Below are 20,954 nucleotides of genomic sequence, written 5' to 3'. Positions count from 1 at the left end.
GGCCTTATCATGAGCGGGCGTCAGGCTTCGAAGATGATCCGGCCGTCCACCAGGGTATAGCGCACCTTGCCCGGCAGGCAGTGGCCGATGAAGGGGCAGTTGTCGCCCTTGGATTTCCAGGTTTCCCCGGCCAGGGTGGAGGCTTGCGGGTCGAACAGCACCACGTCTGCCGGAGCGCCAACCGCCAGGCGGCCGGCGGGCAGGCGCAGGGCGCGAGCCGGGCCGACGGTGAGACGGGCGAGCAGGGTGGGAAGGTCGAGCAGGCCGTCCTGCACCAGGGTCATGGCCAGCGGCAGCAGCAGCTCCACGCCGCTCATGCCCGGTTCGGTGGCGCCGAAGGGAGCGAGCTTGGCATCCGCCTCGTGGGGCTGATGGTGGCTGGAAATGGCGTTGATCACGCCGCTCTTCACCGCTTCGCGCAGGCCGTCGCGGTCGGCGCGGGTGCGCAGCGGCGGTTGCACGTGGTAGAGGCTGGAGAAGTCGATCAGCGCCTCGTCGGTGAGGATCAGCTGGTACATGGCCACGTCGGCGGTTACCGGCAGGCCGCGGGCCTGTGCCTGGGCGATCATCTCGGCGCCACGGGCGCTGGTGATTTGGCTGAAGTGGGCGCGCACGCCGCTCTGTTCGACCAGCAGCAGGTCGCGGGCCAGGGCCACGGTTTCGGCGGATTCCGGGATGCCGGCCAGGCCAAGGAAGCTGGCGGTGGGGCCTTCATGGGCCAGGCCGCCTTCGGCCAGCGAGGCGTCCTGGGAGTGGAAGACCACGGTCAGGTCGAAGGTGGCCGCGTATTCCAGGGCGCGGCGTTGCACGCGGTTGCTGGCGAAGCTTGCCAGGCCGTTGCCGAAGGCCACGCAACCCACGTCGCGCAGGGCCGCCAGTTCGGACAGCTGCTCGCCGGCCAGGCCCTTGGTGAGGGCGCCAATGGGAAAGACCTTGGCGTGGCCGGCTTCCTGGGCGCGGTCGAGGATCATCTCGGCCACGGCAGGAGTGTCCAGCACCGGGCGGGTCAGGGGAGGGCAGCAGAGGCTGGTGACGCCACCGCTGACGGCGGCCAGGGTCTCACTGGCGATATTGCCCTTGCGGCTGTAGCCGGGCTCGCGCAGGGCGACGGACAGGTCCACCAGGCCGGGGGCGGCCACCAGGCCCTTGGCGTCGAGGGTCTTGTCCGCTTCGAAACCGGCGGGGGCCTTGCCGATGGCGGCGACCTTGCCGCGTTCGAGGAAGAGGTCGGTGACCTGGTCGTGGCCGCTGGCCGGGTCGATCAGGCGGGCTCCGAGGATATGGATACGCATCAGTTCAGCTCCTCGGCTTCCTGGTTCAGTTGACGCTGGGCGGTCTGGCCGCTCATGGCCATGGAGAGCACCGCCATGCGCACGGCGATACCGTAGGTGACCTGGTTGAGAATCACCGAATGGCTGCCGTCGGCCACGGCGGATTCGATTTCCACGCCACGGTTGATCGGGCCCGGATGCATGACGATGGCATCCGGCTTGGCCAGCGCCAGGCGCTGGGTGTTCAGGCCGTAGAGCCTGTAGAACTCGCCCTCGCTGGGCAGCAGGCCGCCCTGCATGCGTTCGCGCTGCAGGCGCAGCATGATCACCACGTCGACGTCCTTCAGGCCCTCGGCGAGGTCGGTGTAGACCTTCACGCCGAACTGTTCGACGCCCACTGGGATCAGGGTCTTCGGCCCGATCACGCGGATGTCCCGGCAGCCCAGGGTGCGCAGGGCGAGCATGTCCGAGCGGGCTACGCGCGAGTGCAGGATGTCGCCGACGATGGCCACCGAGAGGTTCTCGAAGCCGCCCTTGTGGCGGCGGATGGTGAGCATGTCGAGCATGCCCTGGGTCGGGTGCGCGTGGCGGCCGTCACCGCCGTTGATGATGGCGACGTCCGGGCACACGTGCTCGGCGATGAAGTGAGCGGCGCCGGAGTCGGCGTGGCGCACCACGAACATGTCGGCGGCCATCGCTTCCAGGTTGCGCAGGGTGTCGAACAGCGTCTCGCCCTTGCTGGTGGAGGAGGTGGAGACGTTGAGCGTGATGACGTCGGCGGACAGGCGCTGGGCCGCCAGCTCGAAGGTGGTGCGGGTGCGGGTGGAGTTCTCGAAGAACACGTTGCACACCGTCTTGCCGCGCAGGAGCGGGACTTTCTTCACCGCGCGGGCGCCGACTTCGAGGAAGGAGTCGGCGGTGTCGAGGAGTTCCGTCAGCAGCTCGCGGGGCAGACCGTCGAGCGAGAGGAAATGGCGCAGCTGGCCCTGGTCGTTGAGCTGCAGCGGGCGCTTGGCGTCTGTCGGCATGGGGCAGGCCCTGAAAGGTTACGGGAAATCGGTAGGTCAGGCGGGTGAAGCGAGATCCTGGCGCTCGAGGGTGAGCGGCGCGGGGCCGAGCAATTTTACCCGTTCAGTGGTGCCCAGGGACAGGGTTGCACCGACCACGTCCGGGCGGATCGGCAGCTCTCGGGCATTGAGGTCGAGCAGGCAGACCAGGGTCACGCTGGCCGGGCGGCCATAGTCGAAGAGCTCATTGAGGGCCGCGCGCACGGTCCGTCCGCTCATCAGCACGTCGTCGATCAGCACCAGGTGCTGGCCTTCGATCTCGAAGGGCAGGTCGGAAGGGCGCACTTGCGGGTGCAGGCCGCTCTGGGTGAAGTCGTCGCGGTAGAAGGATACGTCGAGGGTGCCCATGGGGGCCTTTTCGCCCAGTTGTTCCAGTAGGGCCTGGGCGACCCATACGCCGCCGGTGCGGATGCCGATGTAGCGCGGTTCGTCGATGCCGCGGGCCTTCAGGTGGGCTTGCAGGTCGCTGGCCATCCTCGGCAGCAGTTCGGCGGGATTGGGCAGGGTCATCGGCGGTCCTCGCGTTCTGGAATCAGGAAGTTGCGGAATTCTCGGCCAGCCAGCCTTCCAGCAGCAGCGCGGCGGCCAGGGCGTCCACCGGGCGGTCGCGGTAGCCGTCGCGTTGACCCTGGGTCAGGCGGTGGCCCTTGGCTTCGAAGGTGGTCAGGCGTTCGTCGTGGGTGAATACCGGGAGATTGAAACGGCCATTCAGGCGCCGGGCGAACTTTTCCGCGCGGGCGCTCATGTCGCTGGGGGTGCCGTCCATATTCAGCGGCAGGCCGACGACCATGGCGTCGGGCTGCCATTCGCGGATCAGCGCTTCCACCTGTTGCCAGTCCGGCACACCGTTCTGTGCTTTCAGCACCTTCAGCTCGCGGGCCTGGCCGGTCACCGCCTGGCCGACGGCAACGCCGATCTGTTTGGTGCCGTAGTCGAAACCGAGCAGCAGGCGCAGGGGCTTGGGTTCAGCCATCAGGCGTGCCCGGCTTGGGCTGTGAGCAGGCTGAGGTTCACGCCCAGACGCGCGGCAGCTGCCGAAAGGCGCTGCTCGGACGGGGTGTCGAAGAGGATGGACAGGTCCGCCGGGCAGGTCAGCCAGGCGTTGTCGCTGAGTTCGGCTTCCAGTTGGCCGGCGTCCCAGCCGGCGTAGCCGAGGGCCACCAGGCTCTTCTCAGGGCCACCGCCGTCGGCGATGGCGAAAAGCACGTCCTGGGAGGTGGAGAGGGCCAGTTCGCCCAGTTCCAGGGTGGCCTGGAAGCTTTGGCCGGTCGGATGCAGGACGAAGCCGCGGTCGGTCTGTACCGGGCCGCCGGCATAGATGGGCAGGTCCTGGCAGCGTGCCGGCGGAGTGATTTCCGGGCGCAGTTGTTCGAGTACGTCGCTCAGGTTCAGGCCGTTCGGGCGGTTGATCACCAGGCCCATGGCGCCCTGCTCGTTGTGCTCCACCAGGTAGGTGACGGTCTGGGCGAAGTTCGGATCGGCCATGTGCGGCATGGCGATCAGAAAATGGTGCTTGAGGTAGCTCGGTGCGCTTTTCATGTCGGTTAGTTTCAGTCTTAAGACGCAAGGCTTCAAGCGAAAAGGCTGCGACGTGGCCTCGCGCTGAGCCGGGACCCTGCCTGAAGCCTAGAGCCAATCCTGTCCTGTTGCTTTCAATTGCTCGACAGGCGGTCGCCGCGCTCGAAACGCCAGGTGCGGATGATTTCCAGGCGGTCGATATCCGCCAGGTCACCGGTGAAGGGGGCGAAGGGGGCGGCAAGGCGCACGATGCGCATGGCGCCCTGGTCCAGCACCGGCTGGCCGGAGGATTCCAGCACCTGCACCTCGTACAGGGTGCCGTCGCGATTGATCGACACCAGCAGGCGCAGGTTGCCGTAGATCCGCTGGCGGCGGGCTTCATCCGGGTAGTTGAGGTTGCCGATGCGCTCGATCTTCTTGCGCCACTCTTCCTTGTACCAGGCACCCTTGTCGCGCATGGTCGACGCGGCGTTCAGGCGGTGGATGCGTGGGCGCTTGGCGTAGAGCTGGCGTTCCTTGTCCAGTTCCGCCTCGAGGCTGGCGATTTCGGCGGAAAGCTGCGAGCTGTCGAAGGAGGGCGCCGGAGTGGCCTCGGGCTTGGGCCTGGCCTGCTCGCGCTTGACCGTGGTTTTCTGCGGCTGCGGGCTTTTGGTCGCCACGGCGGCCTTGGGCGCCTCCTTCTTCGGCGCCTGGGGCGGTGTGGCCGGGGGCGTGGTCTTGCGGATTTCCTTGTCCTGGAACGGCGCCTGCTCGGTGGTCTTGGGCGTGGCCTTGTGTTCCAGGGTGCCGCTGCCCAGCTGGTTGGCCTGGGCGAGGAAGTCGGCCTTCTTCGGTTTCTCCTCGCTCTTGAAGGTGGCGAGGGTGATTTCCAGGGTCTTGCTGATCCGCTGCGGGTCGCCAATGGTGAAACCGACGCCGAGGATCAGCGCCACGTGCAGTACGGCGGCGAGGAACAGGGTAAAGCCCAGCCGATCCGCCGGGCGGACGCCGGCGGCCAGTCGGGCGGAGGTATTCACGGCTGCGTTCATCGCCAGTCAGCTTGCTTCAGTTAGCGGCGAAGTCTGCCGAACTGGGGCTGCAAGCTGCAAGCTGCAAGCGCCAAGCTGTTAGCTGCGTCAAGCTTGGCGCTTGCGACCCGCAGCTTTCAGCTTGCCGTCGATGGCCTCCATGAGGCGTTCGCCGATGCGCGTGTCATAGGCATTGTCGATCTCGCGGATGCAGGTGGGGCTGGTGACGTTGATTTCGGTGAGGTGCTCGCCGATCACGTCCAGGCCGACGAACAGCAGGCCTTTTTCCCGCAGGGTCGGGCCGACGATCGCAGCGATCTCGCGGTCGCGCTCGCTCAGCGGGCGGGCTTCGCCGCGACCGCCGGCGGCGAGGTTGCCACGGGTCTCGCCCTGGGCGGGAATGCGCGCCAGGCAGTAGGGCACCGGTTCGCCGTCGATCATCAGGATGCGCTTGTCGCCGTCCTTGATCGCTGGCAGGTAGCGCTGCGCCATGATCTGCTGGCTGCCATGGGCGGTGAGGGTCTCGAGGATCACCGAGAGGTTCGGGTCGCCGGCGCGGTGACGGAAAATCGACGAACCACCCATGCCATCCAGGGGTTTGAGAATGATGTCACGCTGTTCTTCGGCAAACTCGCGCAGAATGTCCGCTCGCCGGCTGACCACGGTTGGCGGTGTGCACTCGGGGAACAGGGTGGCGAAGAACTTCTCGTTGCAGTCGCGAAGGCTCTGCGGACGGTTCACCACCAGCACGCCGGCCCGTTCGGCCTGTTCCAGCAGGTAGGTGGAGTAGACGAACTCGTTGTCGAAGGGCGGGTCCTTGCGCATCAGGATCACGTCCAGCTCGGCCAGCGGGGTATCGGCCTCCGCCTCCAGCTCGAACCAGCGTTCCGGGTCGAGGAACACCTTCAGGGGGCGCATGCGTGCGCGCGCTTCACCGTTTTTCTGGTACAGGTCCTGCTGTTCCATGTAGAACAGCGACCATCCGCGCTCCTGGGCTGCCAGCAGCATGGCCAGGGAGCTGTCCTTCTTGAAGGCGATTTGCGCAATGGGGTCCATGACGATCCCGAGGCGAACGCTCATGGGGGGTCTCCGCAACAGGTTTCAAGGGGCGCGCCAAAGCGGGCGGGCCGGTTGGATAAGGCGCTCAGGGTGGCGCCGGCATTGACCGCGGTCAAGGAAAAATCCTTCTCTCCAAGGGGAAGAATCGCAGATGCAGAGGCCGTGTAGCCTGCATCTGGAGACTGTGCTAAAAAGGCCCGACGATTGGGTCGCAGCCCGTCGGTTGCAGGGCCTCAGGCACATATATAAAGCAGAATAACGACTCACCGAGGCGATGGTAGGGCGAACATGGAACAGCATTCCGAGGGTTTGAAGGTCATGGTGATCGACGATTCGAAAACGATTCGTCGTACAGCCGAGACTCTGCTCAAGAAAGTGGGGTGCGAGGTCATCACCGCAGTCGATGGTTTCGATGCCCTGGCCAAGATCGCCGATTCCCACCCGAACATCATCTTCGTCGACATCATGATGCCGCGCCTGGACGGGTATCAGACCTGCGCCCTGATCAAGAACAACAGCGCTTTCAAGTCCACCCCGGTGATCATGCTGTCCTCCAAGGACGGCCTGTTCGACAAGGCCAAGGGTCGCATCGTCGGTTCCGATCAGTACCTCACCAAGCCCTTCAGCAAGGAAGAGCTGCTCGGCGCGATCAAGACTCACGTCCCCGATTTCACCCCGGTGGAGCAAGCCTCCTGAAGTCCGGCCTGATGGCCGGTGAAGCCTTTCCGTATGGGGAACACCATGGCTCGTATTCTGATTGTTGATGACTCTCCGACCGAGATGTACAAGCTGACTGCCATGCTCGAGAAGCATGGCCATCAGGTACTCAAGGCCGAGAATGGCGCCGATGGCGTGGCCCTGGCCCGCCAGGAGAAGCCGGACGCTGTCCTGATGGACATCGTGATGCCCGGCCTCAATGGCTTCCAGGCGACCCGTCAACTGACCAAGGACGCCGACACCAGCCACATTCCGGTGATCATCGTCACCACCAAGGATCAGGAAACCGACAAGGTCTGGGGCAAGCGCCAGGGGGCGCGCGACTACCTGACCAAGCCGATCGAAGAAGACACGCTGATCAAGACCTTGAACACGGTACTGGCCGGCTGATTGCCGCGCCGCTTCCCGAAACATAACTATTAGAAATCAGAAGTAGGCCAAGGCCGGTCGCCATGTCGGATTCGCAGACTCCCTTCCAGCTCCTCTTCGAGATCGACCAGCGCTGTCGTGCGCTGGCGGCTGGCCTGCCTGCGCAACAGCAGGTGGTGCAGAGCTGGAGCGGCATCGGCTTCCGCATGGGCGAGCGCCTGTTCGTGGCGCCCATGGGCGAGGTCAGCGAAGTGCTGCACGAGCCGCGTTATACCTCGCTCCCCGGGGTGAAGAGCTGGGTCAAGGGCGTTGCCAACGTGCGTGGCCGCCTGTTGCCGGTCATGGACCTGTGCGGCTTCTTCGGCAGCGAGCTTTCGCCGTTGCGCAAGCAGCGCCGGGTGCTGGTGGTGGACTACCAGGAGATCTTCGCCGGGCTGATCGTCGACGAAGTCTTCGGCATGCAGCATTTCCTGGTGGACGCCTTCAGCGAGACGCTTCCTCCGCTGGAGGCCAGCATCCAGCCGTTCATTCATGGCGTTTTCCATCGCGAGCAACCCTGGCTGGTGTTCAGCCCGCACGCGCTCGCGCAGCACCAGGCGTTCATCGAGGTGGCGGTCTAGTTCGACGCGGGGCGCCTGGCGCTCCGTACCGGCCACCGGGGCAGAGTCTCCGGCCGGGGCTTCAAGGTCGGGCCGGCTTTGCCGGCCCTTTGGCGTTACATGGGAATCAAGTGGTTGGTCCAGGCGGGGGCCCGATAATGAAAAGACTTAACGCAGGCAATCTGTTTTCCGGGGTGCGCAGCACGTCGCTGATCGCCGGACTCTTCGTGGTCCTGATCGTCGCCATCGTGCTCTTGTTCGCGAACTTCGCGTACCTCAACACCCAGGCGAACTACGACAAGGAATACATCAGCCACGCCGGTGAACTGCGCGTGCTGTCCCAGCGTATCGCCAAGAACTCCAGTGAAGCCGCCGCGGGCAAGGCCGAAGCCTTCGCCTTGCTGAAAGACGCGCGCAACGACTTCGAGAAGCGCTGGAACTTCCTGCAACAGGGCGACGCCGCCACCGGCCTGCCTGCCGCTCCCGTCGCCGTGAAGGACGAGATGGATGTGGTGCAGAAGGACTGGGACAGCCTGCGCAAGAACGCCGACGCCATTCTGGCCAGCGAGCAGACCGTACTCTCGCTGCACCAGGTAGCCGCCACCCTGGCCGAAACCATTCCGCAGCTCCAGGTCGAGTACGAGGAAGTCGTGGACATCCTCCTCGAAAGCGGTGCCCCCGCCAGCCAGGTTTCCGTGGCCCAGCGCCAGTCGCTGCTGGCCGAACGTATCCTCGGCTCGGTGAACAAGGTGCTGGCCGGTGACGACGACTCGGTTCAGGCCGCCGACATGTTTGGCCGCGACGCCAGCCTGTTCGGCCGCGTACTGAACGCCATGATCGAAGGCAACGCGGCGATGGAGATCTCCAAGGTCACCAACACCGAGGCCCTCGAGCGGCTGCAGGAGATTTCCGAACTCTTCGAGTTCGTATCCGGCTCGGTGGACGAGATCCTCGAAACCTCGCCCGAACTCTTCCAGGTCCGCGAATCAGCCAACACCATTTTCTCCGGCTCCCAGACCCTGCTGGACAAGGCCTCCGCCCTGACCACCGGCTTCGAGAACCTGGCCGCCGGCCGTGGCCTGAACACCTTCGCCGGCTACGTGCTGGGCGTGTTCGCCCTGGGCTCGATCATCCTCATCGGCCTGGTGATGGTACAGAGCACTCGCAACCGACTGGCCGAGACCGCCGCGAAGAACGAACGTAACCAGGCCGCGATTCTGCGACTGCTGGACGAAATCGCCGACCTCGCCGACGGTGACCTGACGGTAGCCGCGACCGTGACCGAGGACTTCACCGGTGCGATCGCCGACTCCATCAACTACTCCATCGACCAGCTCCGCGAGCTGGTGGAAACCATCAACCTGACCGCCGTGCAGGTGGCCGCCGCCGCCCAGGAAACCCAGGCCACCGCGATGCACCTGGCCGAGGCTTCCGAGCACCAGGCCCAGGAAATCGCCGGCGCCTCCGCCGCGATCAACGAGATGGCCGTGTCCATTGACCAGGTATCGGCGAACGCCTCCGAGTCCTCGGCGGTAGCGGAACGTTCCGTAGCCATCGCCAACAAGGGCAACGAAGTGGTGCACAACACCATCACCGGCATGGACAACATCCGTGAGCAGATCCAGGACACCTCGAAGCGGATCAAACGCCTCGGTGAATCGTCCCAGGAGATCGGCGACATCGTCAGCCTGATCAACGACATCGCCGACCAGACCAACATCCTTGCACTGAACGCCGCGATCCAGGCGTCCATGGCCGGCGACGCGGGCCGCGGCTTCGCCGTGGTAGCGGACGAAGTACAGCGCCTCGCGGAACGTTCCTCCGCCGCGACCAAGCAGATCGAGGCGCTGGTGAAGACCATCCAGACCGACACCAACGAAGCGGTCATCTCCATGGAGCAGACCACCTCCGAAGTGGTCCGTGGTGCCCGCCTGGCCCAGGACGCCGGTGTGGCCCTGGAAGAGATCGAGAAGGTATCCAAGACCCTCGCGGCCCTTATCCAGAACATTTCCAACGCCGCTCGTCAGCAAGCGTCCTCCGCTGGCCATATCTCCAACACCATGAACGTGATCCAGGAGATCACCTCGCAGACCTCCGCTGGTACCACCGCTACCGCGAAGAGCATCGGCAACCTGGCGAAGATGGCGAGCGAGATGCGCAAGTCGGTTTCCGGCTTCAAGCTGCCGGAAGCGCAGGACATAGCCTGAGCAGGGGAGGCGCCGCGGCCTGAGGCCGCGGCACGACGGCCATGAATCAAGGGCACGACAGCATGCAGCCAGGCGGCGTCTGGGCCTTGAAACCCCTGGCCGACATGACGACAGCGGAATTCCATGACTGGCGGAAGTTGCTGGAGGAGCGCACCGGTGTGGTGGTCAGCGACCAGCGCCGCGCCTTCCTCCAGGCCAATCTCAGCTCGCGCATGCGTGAACTGGGGGTGCAGGACTACGCCAGCTACTACCGCCAGGTCACCGATGGACCGCGTGGCGCGGTGGAGTGGTCGACCCTGCTGGATCGGCTGACTGTCCAGGAAACCCGTTTCTTCCGTCACCCGGCGTCCTTCGAGCTGCTCTCCGATTACCTGCGGGGGCGTATCGAGGCAGGCCTTGCCCGGCCCCTGGAAATCTGGAGCGTGGGTTGCTCCAGCGGCGAAGAACCTTATTCCCTGGCCATGCTGGCAGCCGAGGCCCTCGGCGGTACAGAACGACCGGACTACTTCGGCGTGACCGGCACCGACATCAGCCTCAGCGCCCTGGCCAAGGCCCGCGAGGGCCGCTATGGCGCACGACGCCTGGAACAACTGGAAGCGGCGCTCGTCGAGCGTTATTTCCAGGTCCAGGACGATGGCCGTTACAAGATAGTGCCGAGCCTGGCCGCACGGGTGTGCTGCGCACGGCTCAATGTGCTGGAACTGGCGAAGGCGCCAATATCCGGCATGGACGTAATCTTCTGTCAGAACCTGTTGATCTACTTCCGCCGTTGGCGGCGCCGGGAAATCCTCAACCGCCTGGCCGAGCGCCTGGCGCCGGGAGGCCTGATGGTGCTGGGTGTCGGCGAAGTGGTGGGGTGGCAGCACCCGGATCTCGATCCGGTGCCCAATGAACAGGTTCTGGCATTCACCCGGAAGGGATAGCAGACGGCTATGACTGATCGGCACGACTACGTCGCCCTCGAGTGGGTCAAGGGCGAAATCGCGGAAACCCTGAAGCAGGCGCGGCAAGCCCTGGAGGACTTCGTCGAGAACCCCCAGGACCCGACGCGCATGCGTTTCTGCCTGACCTATATCCATCAGGTCCAGGGCACGCTGCAGATGGTCGAGTTCTATGGCGCGGCCCTGCTCGCCGAAGAAATGGAGCGCCTTGCCCAAGCCCTGATGGAAGGCCGTGCGGCCAACCGCGGCGAAGCCCAGGAAGTGCTGATGCAGGCCATCCTGCAACTGCCGCCCTACCTGGACCGCATCCAGAGTGCCCGCCGCGACCTGCCAATGGTCCTGCTGCCGCTGCTGAACGACCTGCGCGCTGCCCGCGGCGACAACCTGCTCTCGGAAACCAGCCTGTTCGCTCCGGACCTTTCCGGCGTGCTGCCGGCGCTGTCCGTGGACACCCTGGCGCGCATGCGGACCGCCGACCTGCCGGTGCTGCTGCGCAAACTGCGGCAGATGCTGCAGACCGCCCTGGTGGGCGTGATCCGCAACCAGGACCTGGCCACCAACCTGGGCTACATGGCGCGAGTCTTCGCGCGTCTCGAATCCCTCTGCCAGGACGCGCCGCTCGGCCCGCTCTGGCAGATCGCCTCCGGCCTGGTGGAAGGCCTGGCCAATGGTTCCGTGGTCAATGGTTCCTCGGTGCGCAACCTGCTGCGCCAGGTCGACAAGGAACTCAAGCGCCTGCTCGACGAGGGCGCCGACGGTTTCAACCAGGCGGCCCCGGAAGAGCTGGTGAAGAATCTGCTGTTCTATATCGCCAAGGCCCCGGCCCAGTCGCCGCGCATCCGCGCCCTGAAAGAACGCTATCGCCTCGACGAGGCCCTGCCCGACACCACGGTGGTGGACGAGGAGCGTGCCCGTCTCGCCGGTCCCGACCGCGACGCCATGCGCTCGGTGGTCACCGCCCTCTGTGAAGAGCTGGTGCGGGTCAAGGACAGCCTCGACCTGTTCGTGCGCAGCGACCGCTCCGGCATCGCCGAACTGGATTCCCTGCTGCCGCCGCTCAAGCAGATCGCCGACACGCTGGCGGTGCTCGGCTTCGGCCAGCCGCGCCGGGTGATCCTTGACCAGATCGACGTCATCCACGGCCTCTCCCTGGGGCAGCGTGATCCCAGCGATGCGGTGCTGATGGATGTGGCCGGTGCATTGCTCTACGTCGAAGCCACCCTGGCCGGCATGGTCGGCCCGGCGGAGCAGGGCACGACGGAAGAAAACCATCTGCCCACCACCGACGTGGCGCAGATCCACCAGTTGGTGATCAAGGAGGCGCGCAATGGCCTGGAGCAGGCCAAGGACGCCATCATCGAGTTCATCGCTTCGCAGTGGAACCACGAGCACCTGGCCCGTGTGCCGGAGCTGCTGACCCAGGCCCGCGGCGGCATGGCGATGATCCCGCTGCCGCGCGCCGCCGCCCTGCTGGAAGCCTGCAACCGCTACATCCTCGAACAACTGCTGGCGCGCAAGGCCGTGCCCAACTGGCAGAGCCTGGACACCCTGGCCGACGCCATTACCAGCGTCGAGTACTACCTCGAACGCCTGTCCGAGGATCATGCCGCCCAGGGCGACCTGATCCTCGACGTGGCCGAGGAAAGCCTCGCCGCCCTGGGGTATCCGCTGCAGGAGAAGCCTTCCATCCTTGACCGCGTGGAAGAGGAAGAAGCCCCGGCGCCCCTGGCCGATCCGCTGCAGGAAATCGAAGTGCTGGCCGCCGAAGAGTCGGAACTGCACCAGCACCTGGACCCGGAAGATGAGCCGGAAGCCGTCATGCCCCAGGCCACCGACTTCGAATTGGCGGAGGACGGCCTTGACCTGCAGGCACCGCTCGAACCGGCCCCGGCCGCCGAAGTGCCGGTCGCCGAGAGCGAGCTGCTGGTCTCCGACGACAACTGGAGCCTGGGCGAGCTGGAAAACGAGCCGGCTGCCGAAAGCCTCGACCTCAGCCTGGACGCGCCGCTGGAGCTGACCGAATCCCCCGTGGCCCCGGCTGTCGAGGGCGAACTGCTGGTTTCCGACGACAACTGGAACCTGGGCGAACTGGAAACCGAGTCGGCTGCCGAAAGCCTCGACCTCAGCCTGGACGCGCCGCTGGAGCTGACCGAATCCCCTGTGTCCCCGGCTGTCGAGAGCGAACTGCTGGTTTCCGACGACAACTGGAACCTGGGCGAACTGGAAACCGAGTCGGCTGCCGAAAGCCTCGACCTCAGCCTGGACATGCCGCTGGAACCGACTGAAACGGCTGCCCCCCTGGCCGAGGAAGAAGCCTGGAGCCTGGACGAACTGACCGTCGACGCGGCGGACCTTGCTAGCGCGCCTGCCCCAGCCAACCCAGAGGCCATCGTCTCCCTGGAGCCGGAGCCCAGCTTGCTGCCGGCAGGCGAAGCCCTGCCCAGCCTCGATCTGGACGAACTGGAAAGCCTGCCCATCGAAGCCGAAATACCGGTCGCCGGGGAGGACGAACTGCTGGACCTCGGCCTCGACGAGCCGCTGGAGTTCGACGAAGGCCAACCGCTGCCGAGCTTCGACCTGGCCGACCTGGAAGAACGGCCGCCTGCCCTGCCGGGCGATCCGCCGGCGCTGGACATGCCGCTGGAGAGCTTCGAAGCGCTGCCGAGCCTGGATTTCGATGAGCTGGACAGCCTGCCCGGCGCCGAGCCGGTGGCTGAGCTGGACTCCCTGAATCTGGAAGACCTGCCGGCGCCGCTGGAGTGGGACGAAGCCGCCCTCGCCGAGCTAGGCCTGCCCGAGGTGGAACTGCCCAGTGCGCCGCTGGAAGAACCTGCCGTGGAGCCCGCCGCCGAGCGCCCGCTGTCCCTTGCCGAAGTGATGGCCGCGCCGGTCCCGGCCTTCAATCCGCCGGCCCGCGACGTGCCACCGAGCCTGCTGCCGCCGCCCGCCGACGAAGAACCGGTGGACGACGAACTGCAGGAAGTCTTCATCGAAGAAGCCGGTGAAGTGCTGGAAACCCTGGCCGAATACCTGCCGCGCTGGCGCGCCGACAGCAACGACCGCGACTCGCTGGGCGAAGTGCGCCGCGCCTTCCACACCCTCAAGGGCAGTGGCCGCATGGTCCGTGCGCTGGTCATCGGCGAGCTGTCCTGGTCGATCGAGAACCTGTTGAACCGTGTTCTGGACCGCAGCATCGAAACCGACGAGCCGGTGTATCAGGTGGTCCAGGACGTGGTCGACCTGCTGCCCGCACTGGTCGAGGAGTATGCCGCCAAGGCCCAGCGCCAGCGCGACGACGTCGACCTGCTGGCCGCCACGGCCCATGCCCTGGCCAAGGGGCAGAACCTCCCAAAACCTGAAGCCCCGGGTTCAGAACAGGCCGTCGAGCCCGCGGGCGAGCTGCATGCTCCTGTCATCACCGAATCCGGTGAGGCCATGGACCCGCAGTTGCTGGAAATCTTCCGCAACGAGGCGGAGCTGCACCTGGAAACCCTCGCCGGCTTCGTCAAGGCTTGCGCCCAGGAATTGCCCCAGGCGGTCAACGATGACCTCCAGCGCGCCCTGCACACCCTCAAGGGCAGTGCGCACATGGCCGGCATCATGCCCATCGCCGAAATCGCCACACCGCTGGAAAAGCTGACCAAGGAATACAAGACCAACTTGCTCAGCATCGACCTGTCCGAGGCCGAGCTGCTGCGCGAGGCACTGGACCTGCTGCATCAGGGCGTGGCCCAGCTGGACAGCACGCCGCTGGCGCCGGTCCCCGGCACCGAGGCGCTGCTGGAACGCATCCGCAAGCTGCATCAGGAGCGCCTGGCCGCTGCCAACGCCGCGCGCCGCGACGACAAGGGCGAGACCCGCGATCCGCAGATGATCTCCCTGTTCCTCGCCGAGGGCATGGATATCCTGCTGGACGCCGAAGACTTGCTGCGCCGCTGGCGCGAGCATCCGGCCGAGCGCCAGGAACTGGGCGCGCTGCTGGAAGAGCTGGCCACCCTCGGCCGTGGCGCCGAGATGGCCGAGCTGCCGCAGATCGAAGAACTCTGCGAGGCCCTGCTGGATGTCTATGGCGCCGTCGATGAAGGCAGCCTGCCGGTTAGCGAGCGCTTCTTCGACGAAGCCGAAGCGGCCCACGAGGCCCTGATCGGCATGATGGACCAGGTGGCCGCCGCGCTGGAGGTCACGCCCCAGCCCGAGCGCGCCCAGGCCCTGCGCGAACTGTTGCAGGACGTGGTCGACCCGGCGGCCTTGGCGCTGCTGGAGCCCGGCATCCCGGACCTGGAAATCGAAGCGCTGAAGGCGGATGCCGCCGACCGGGCGCCCGCTGAAGACAGCACGCCGTTGCCGGAACAGGTGGCAGAACCCCCGGCGCCGGAAGATGATGCACTGCCCGAACTGGCGTCCTTCGACCCCGAGGAACTGCCCGAGGCTGCGCCGCTGGATCAGGTCCCGGCCACGCTGGACGAAGAAATGGTGTCCATCTTCCTCGAAGAGGCGGTGGATATCCTCGACAGCGCGGGCAAGGCCCTGGAACGCTGGCTGGGCGAGCCGGGCAATAACCCGGCGCTGCTGGCCCTGCAACGTGATCTGCACACCCTCAAGGGCGGTGCGCGCATGGCCGAGATCCGCCCCATCGGCGATCTCGCCCACGAACTGGAGTCCCTGTACGAGGGGCTGGTGGATCGTCGCTACAGCCATTCACCGCGTCTTGCCGGCCTGCTGCAGGCCAGCCATGACTGCCTGGCCTCTCTGGTGGAGCAGCTCCAGGCACGCCGTGCCCTGTCCGATCCGCTGCAATTGATCCAGGACATCCGTGGCTTCCGCCAGGGCGGTGCGCAGAGCCTGTCGGCCGCCGTGGTGCAGCCGCTGGCCGAGTCCGAAACCTTCGAAGCGCTGGACTTCGAGGCAGAGCGGGGCGCTGAGCTGGGCGAATCGCCGGACGCTGCCAACGATGCGCAGGCGGAGGAAGACGACGAAGTCCTCACCGAGCTGGTCGCCGATGTGCCCGAGGCCGAGCGGCCAGCCATCCGGGCCGCCGAAGAGCCGGCTGCCTATGCCGTGCCCCAGGCCTTCGACGGTGACCAGGACCCGGAACTGGTGGAAATCTTCCTTGAGGAAGGTTTCGACATCCTCGACAGTGCCGGCGCCGCCCTGCAGCGCTGGATGGAGGAGCCGGACAACAGCCTCGAAGTCGAAGCCCTGCAGCGCGACCTGCACACCCTCAAGGGCGGCGCGCGGATGGCCGAGATCGGTCCCATCGGCGATCTCGCCCATGAACTGGAATTCCTCTACGAAGGTCTTTGCGCTGGCCGCCTGCGCGCCAGCCCGGCGCTGTTCGGCCTGCTGCAGGCCTGCCAGGACCGCCTGAGCGAAATGCTCGATGCGGTGCGCGCGCGTCGTCCGCTGCCGGATGGCCAGGCGCTGATCGAAGCCATCAGGCAATGGCGCGCCAACCCCGGCGAGCAACTGAGCGTGCCCACCGCCGTCCATTTGCAGCCGGCAGCCGAGGACGAGCCGGAGGCCGTGGCCGAGGCGGACATCCTCGATATCTTCCTGGAAGAGGCCGACGACCTGCTGGAGTCCATGGAAGTCGCCATCGGCCGCTGGGAAGAGGCCCGCGACGACAGCGCCCAGGTGGACGAACTGCTGCGCGTGCTGCACACCCTCAAGGGCGGTGCGCGCCTGTCCGGGCAGAAGCGCCTCGGCGACCTCACCCACGACCTGGAACAACACCTGATCGAGGCACAGCAACAAGGCGCGCCCTGGCCGGAAAGCCTGTTCCTCGACGTGCAATCGGGCTACGAAGGCCTGCAGGCGGAACTGGAAGAGCTGCGCCAGCAACTCGACCGCAGCCTGGCCGAAGAGCTGCCGGCGCCTGACCCGGCACCGCGCCAGCCAGCACCGCCACAACTGGCGGCGCCGATCGTCGCGGCCAGCGCCCAGCCCGTGGTGGCTGGGCAAGAGCGCGTGCTGCCCTTCGTTCAGCGGGCGCGCGAAGCCGCCCAGGAAGCCGCTGCCCGTCGCGCCCCGCAGGAACTGGTGAAGGTGCCGGCCGAGCTGCTCGAAGGCCTGGTCAACCTGGCCGGTGAGACCTCCATCTTCCGTGGCCGCGTAGAACAGCAGGTCAGCGACTTCAGCTTCACCCTGAACGAGATGGAAGCCACCATCGAGCGGGTGCGCGACCAGCTGCGCCGTCTCGATACCGAGACCCAGGCGCAGATCCTCAGCCGCTACCAGGCCGAGGCCGAGCGCGCCGGCTACGAGGACTTCGACCCACTGGAAATGGACCGCCACTCGCAGCTGCAGCAGCTGTCGCGGGCGCTCTTCGAATCCGCTTCCGACTTGCTCGACCTCAAGGAAACCCTGGCGGCGAAGAACCGCGACGCGGAAACCCTGCTGCTGCAACAGGCGCGGGTGAACACCGAGCTGCAGGAAGGCCTGATGCGCACCCGCATGGTGCCCTTCGACCGCCTCGTGCCGCGCTTGCGCCGCATCGTCCGGCAGGTGGCCAGCGAGCTCGACAAGCAGGTGGAATTCGTCGTCGGCAACGCCGAGGGCGAAATGGATCGTACCGTGCTCGAACGCATGGTGGCGCCGCTGGAACACATGCTGCGCAACGCGGTGGACCACGGCATCGAGAGTGCCGAGGCACGCCGCGCCGCGGGCAAGCCGCCGGTCGGTACCATTCGCCTGAATCTCAGCCGCGAGGGCGGGGATATCGTCCTGACCCTGGCCGACGATGGCGCCGGCATCAAGTTCGAGGCCGTGCGCCGCAAGGCCATCGAGCGCGGCATGATGGACGCCGAGTCCGACCTGTCGGACCACGAAGTCCTGCAGTTCATCCTCGAACCGGGCTTCTCCACCGCCGACAAGGTCACCCAGATTTCCGGTCGTGGCGTCGGCATGGATGTGGTGCATTCCGAGGTGAAACAGCTCGGCGGCACCATGAGCATCGACTCGACGCCGGGTGAGGGTAGCCGCTTCCTCATCCGCCTGCCGTTCACCGTGTCGGTGAACCGAGCACTGATGGTGCTCTCCGGCGAGGACCTCTACGCCATCCCGCTGAACACCATCGAAGGCATCGTGCGGGTGTCGCCCTACGAGCTGGAAACCTATTACCAGCCGGACGGGCCGCGCTTCGAGTACGCCGGGCAGAACTACGAACTGAAGTACCTGGGCGACCTGCTGGACAACGGCCAGCATCCCAAGCTGGTGGGACAGAGCCTGCCGCTGCCGGTGATCCTGGTGCGCTCTTCCGAGCACGCCGTGGCCGTGCAGGTGGACGCCCTGGTGGGTTCCCGCGAAATCGTGGTGAAGAGCCTGGGCGCGCAGTTCGCCGGGGTCCACGGCATCTCCGGCGCCACCATCCTAGGTGACGGTCGCGTCGTGGTGATCCTCGACCTGCTGGCGACCATCCGTACCCGTCACGCGCACCTGGTGCAGCCGCTGCCGCGTCCGGCCAGCGTCAATCTGCTGCCGGTGGAGGTGGAGGTGGAGCGTCCGCCGCTGGTGATGGTGGTGGACGACTCGGTGACCGTGCGCAAGGTCACCAGCCGCCTGCTGGAGCGCAACGGCATGAACGTGCTCACCGCCAAGGACGGGGTGGACGCCATCGCCCTGCTGCAGGAGCAGCGTCCGGACATCATGCTGCTGGACATCGAAATGCCGCGCATGGACGGCTTCGAAGTGGCGACCCTGGTGCGCCACGACGAACGCCTGAAGGACCTGCCGATCATCATGATCACCTCGCGTACCGGCGAGAAGCACCGCGAGCGCGCCATGGCCATCGGCGTCAATGACTACCTGGGCAAGCCCTACCAGGAATCCTTGCTGCTCGAAACCATCCAGCATCTGGTCAAACGGACATGACACAGAAGACTTCCGCACGCATCGCCGTGCTCGCCGACACCTCGCTGCAGCGCCATGTGCTGCAGCAGGCGCTGACCGGCAACGGCTATCAGGTGGTGCTCAACAGCGACCCTGCGCGCCTGGACGAGGAGGCCCTGGAGGCCTGCGAAACGGACCTCTGGCTGGTGGATCTGGCCCAGTCCGAAGACTCGCCCCTGGTGGACAGCCTGCTGGAGCGCGCCACCGCACCGGTGTTGTTCGGCGAGGGACACGCCCCCGAGCGCCACTCCGAGCACTACCCGCGCTGGGAACGGCGCCTGTTCGGCAAGCTGAAGAAGCTGGTGGGCGACCCGGCGGTAGCGGTGGGGCCGAGCCTGGAAACCCTGCTGGCCGAGGCGCAACGGCCTTCGCGCCTGGAACTGCCCAGGGCGCTTGCCGATACCCCGCTGGTGGCCGGCGAGCCCGCGCGCCAGGTCTGGCTGCTGGCCGCTTCCCTCGGCGGGCCGGCGGCGGTCAAGGCGTTCCTCGATGCGCTACCTGGCGGCCTGCCCATCGGCTTCATCTATGCCCAGCACATCGACCCCAGCTTCGAAGGCGCGCTGCCCCAGGCGGTCGGCCGTCACAGCCAGTGGCACGTCAACCAGGTCCGCCCTGGCGATGCGGTGCGCTGTGGTGAAGTGGTGGTGGTGCCCATCAGCCGCGAACTGAACTTCTCCGACGACGGCCGCATGCAGGTGAGCGAACGCCCCTGGCCGGAACCCTACAGCCCGTCCATCGACCAGGCCATGCTCAACCTCGCCCAGCACTTTGGCGCCCAGTGCGGCGTCATCGCCTTCAGCGGCATGGGCAGCGACGGCAGTGCCGCCGCCGCCTACCTGCGCCGCCAGGGCGGGCTGATCTGGACCCAGAGCGCCGAGTCCTGCGCCTGTTCGAGCATGCCCGACAGCCTGCGCGAAGGTGGCTACAGCAGCTTCAGCGGCGACCCGCGCGAGCTGGCCGCCAAGCTGGTCGAACATCTGGCCGCCCAGGTCAGCTAACCCAGGATTTCCCATGAGCCAAGCCGTTACCGACCAGAACAGTGCCGCCAGCCTCACCGGGCTGCTGCTGCCGCTGTCCGACCGTACCCTGCTGGTGCCCAACGTGGCCCTGGCCGAACTCATCCCCTACCGCGCGCCCCAGGCAACGCCGGGGCTGCCCGCCTGGCTGCTGGGCCAGGTGGCCTGGCGTGACCTGCGTTTGCCGCTGCTGTCCTTCGAGGCCGCTGCCGGTGGCGAGGTGAAGGTGGGGCCGGGTGCCCGGGTGGCGGTACTCAACGCCCTCGGTGGTCGCCCCCACGTGAAGTTCATCGCCCTGCTGCTGCAAGGCATTCCCCGCTCGCTGAAGGTGGAGCAGGACCTGCGCCGCGCCAATGCGCCGCTGTCGATCCTGGAGCTGGATTCGGTGCAGCTGGGCACCGACGTGGCGAAGATCCCGGACCTGGTGGCATTGGAGCAGATGCTGGCGGATGCCGGACTGATCTGAGCGCCGCAGGTCGGTCCTCGCGCAGCGAGGCCCGACGTTGTTCCGGTTATCCCGCGTGTTGGGCTTCGCGTAGCTCAGACCAACCTGCGTAAGCTAGAAATCACCCCAGAGCTGCTGCGCCACGCTGAGTGCCACCACCGGCGCCGTTTCGGTGCGCAATACGCGCGGCCCCAGGCGTGCGGCATGGAAACCCGCCGCTTTCGCGCTTTCGACCTCCGTTTCAGAGAGGCCGCCTTCCGGCCCGATCAGGAAGGCCAGGCTGCCCGGTCGGGCATGGCTGGCCAGGGGCTCGGCCACCGGATGCAGGACCAGCTTGAGCTCGGCTTCGACCTGGCGCTGCCAGTCGGCCAGGGCAACCGGCGCATGGATGATCGGTAGCACCGAGCGGCCGCATTGCTCGCAGGCGCTGATGGCGACCTGGCGCCAGTGGGCGAGGCGCTTGTCGGCGCGCTCGTCCTTCAGGCGCACTTCGCAGCGCTCGCTGACGATGGGGCTGATCTCGGCCGCGCCCAGTTCGGTGGCCTTCTGGATCGCCCAGTCCATGCGCTCGCCGCGCGACAGGCCCTGGCCCAGGTGCACCCGCAGGGGGGACTCGGCCATTCCGGCGAAGGCTTCGCGCAGTTCCACCCTGACGCTCTTCTTGCCCACCTCGATCAGTTCGCCGAGGTATTCCTGCCCGGAACCGTCGAACAGCTGCACGGCATCGCCCGCGGCCAGGCGCAGGACGCGGCCGATGTAGTGGGCCTGGGCTTCGGGCAGGTCGTGCTGGCCGAGGGAGAGGCGGGCGTCGATGAAGAAGCGGGAAAGGCGCATGGGCATTCGGGAACAGA

General features: G+C 66.6%; 16 protein-coding genes. 8 read left to right on the top strand and 8 right to left on the bottom strand.

Annotation, left to right across the window (positions count from 1 at the left end; translation table 11 throughout):
* Nucleotides 1–20: 20 nt before the first annotated feature.
* The 7 genes from ACFW0B_RS16640 to gshB all read right to left on the bottom strand — a co-directional run bounded on the left by ACFW0B_RS16640 (nt 21) and on the right by gshB (nt 5,943).
* The gene (locus ACFW0B_RS16640; protein WP_449150021.1) at nt 21–1,292 is read right to left on the bottom strand and encodes a dihydroorotase; all 1,272 of its coding nucleotides are present in this window, start codon (nt 1,290–1,292) and stop codon (nt 21–23) included.
* On the bottom strand, nt 1,292–2,299 hold the full coding sequence (locus tag ACFW0B_RS16635) for an aspartate carbamoyltransferase catalytic subunit (RefSeq protein WP_449150019.1): 1,008 nt from the start codon (nt 2,297–2,299) through the stop codon (nt 1,292–1,294). Before ACFW0B_RS16635 ends, ACFW0B_RS16640 begins: the two co-directional genes overlap by 1 nt.
* Before the next feature lie 36 nt (nt 2,300–2,335).
* A complete protein-coding gene (gene pyrR, locus ACFW0B_RS16630) occupies nt 2,336–2,848 on the bottom strand; it encodes a bifunctional pyr operon transcriptional regulator/uracil phosphoribosyltransferase PyrR (RefSeq protein ID WP_449150017.1) in 513 nt (170 codons plus the stop codon).
* Between the two features lie 22 nt (nt 2,849–2,870).
* Nucleotides 2,871–3,311 (bottom strand): Holliday junction resolvase RuvX, encoded by a 441-nt coding sequence (gene ruvX, locus ACFW0B_RS16625; protein ID WP_449150015.1) that lies wholly within the window; start codon nt 3,309–3,311, stop codon nt 2,871–2,873.
* Complete coding sequence (locus tag ACFW0B_RS16620) at nt 3,311–3,877, bottom strand: YqgE/AlgH family protein (protein WP_449150013.1); 567 nt, start codon at nt 3,875–3,877, stop codon at nt 3,311–3,313. The genes ruvX and ACFW0B_RS16620 overlap by 1 nt, the downstream gene beginning before the upstream one ends.
* Nucleotides 3,878–3,990: 113 nt before the next feature.
* Entirely contained in the window at nt 3,991–4,884 is an 894-nt protein-coding gene (locus tag ACFW0B_RS16615; protein ID WP_449150011.1) for an energy transducer TonB, read from the bottom strand.
* An 87-nt stretch (nt 4,885–4,971) separates the two neighbouring features.
* Nucleotides 4,972–5,943, bottom strand: coding sequence for a glutathione synthase (gene gshB / locus ACFW0B_RS16610; RefSeq protein WP_449150009.1), 972 nt, complete (start codon nt 5,941–5,943; stop codon nt 4,972–4,974).
* Nucleotides 5,944–6,210: 267 nt separating this feature from the next.
* Here gshB and pilG point away from each other — a divergent pair, with 267 nt between their 5' ends.
* The 8 genes from pilG to ACFW0B_RS16570 all read left to right on the top strand — a co-directional run bounded on the left by pilG (nt 6,211) and on the right by ACFW0B_RS16570 (nt 20,124).
* On the top strand, nt 6,211–6,618 hold the full coding sequence (pilG, locus tag ACFW0B_RS16605) for a twitching motility response regulator PilG (protein ID WP_003455569.1): 408 nt from the start codon (nt 6,211–6,213) through the stop codon (nt 6,616–6,618).
* 45 nt (nt 6,619–6,663) lie between these two features.
* Nucleotides 6,664–7,029, top strand: coding sequence for a twitching motility response regulator PilH (gene pilH / locus ACFW0B_RS16600; protein WP_151131354.1), 366 nt, complete (start codon nt 6,664–6,666; stop codon nt 7,027–7,029).
* A gap of 62 nt (nt 7,030–7,091) precedes the next feature.
* Nucleotides 7,092–7,628, top strand: a complete 537-nt coding sequence (locus ACFW0B_RS16595; protein ID WP_449150006.1) for a chemotaxis protein CheW — start codon at nt 7,092–7,094, stop codon at nt 7,626–7,628.
* Nucleotides 7,629–7,765: 137 nt separating this feature from the next.
* The gene (locus ACFW0B_RS16590; protein ID WP_449150004.1) at nt 7,766–9,814 is read left to right on the top strand and encodes a methyl-accepting chemotaxis protein; all 2,049 of its coding nucleotides are present in this window, start codon (nt 7,766–7,768) and stop codon (nt 9,812–9,814) included.
* 62 nt (nt 9,815–9,876) lie between these two features.
* The gene (locus ACFW0B_RS16585) at nt 9,877–10,737 is read left to right on the top strand and encodes a protein-glutamate O-methyltransferase (protein WP_449150124.1); all 861 of its coding nucleotides are present in this window, start codon (nt 9,877–9,879) and stop codon (nt 10,735–10,737) included.
* Between the two features lie 9 nt (nt 10,738–10,746).
* Nucleotides 10,747–18,624 (top strand): Hpt domain-containing protein, encoded by a 7,878-nt coding sequence (locus tag ACFW0B_RS16580; RefSeq protein ID WP_449150002.1) that lies wholly within the window; start codon nt 10,747–10,749, stop codon nt 18,622–18,624.
* Nucleotides 18,621–19,640, top strand: coding sequence for a chemotaxis protein CheB (locus tag ACFW0B_RS16575; RefSeq protein WP_449150000.1), 1,020 nt, complete (start codon nt 18,621–18,623; stop codon nt 19,638–19,640). The genes ACFW0B_RS16580 and ACFW0B_RS16575 overlap by 4 nt, the downstream gene beginning before the upstream one ends.
* 13 nt (nt 19,641–19,653) lie before the next feature.
* Nucleotides 19,654–20,124: a chemotaxis protein CheW gene (locus ACFW0B_RS16570; protein WP_449149998.1), complete on the top strand. Its 471-nt coding sequence runs from the start codon at nt 19,654–19,656 to the stop codon at nt 20,122–20,124.
* A 93-nt stretch (nt 20,125–20,217) separates the two neighbouring features.
* Here ACFW0B_RS16570 and ACFW0B_RS16565 read toward each other — a convergent pair whose 3' ends face one another.
* Complete coding sequence (locus ACFW0B_RS16565) at nt 20,218–20,937, bottom strand: 16S rRNA (uracil(1498)-N(3))-methyltransferase (RefSeq protein ID WP_449149996.1); 720 nt, start codon at nt 20,935–20,937, stop codon at nt 20,218–20,220.
* Nucleotides 20,938–20,954: the final 17 nt, after the last annotated feature.

It is taken from the genome of Metapseudomonas phytobenefica (assembly GCF_043392685.1).
Taxonomy (GTDB): Bacteria; Pseudomonadota; Gammaproteobacteria; order Pseudomonadales; family Pseudomonadaceae; genus Metapseudomonas.
This window is presented reverse-complemented; position numbering and strand designations above follow the sequence as displayed.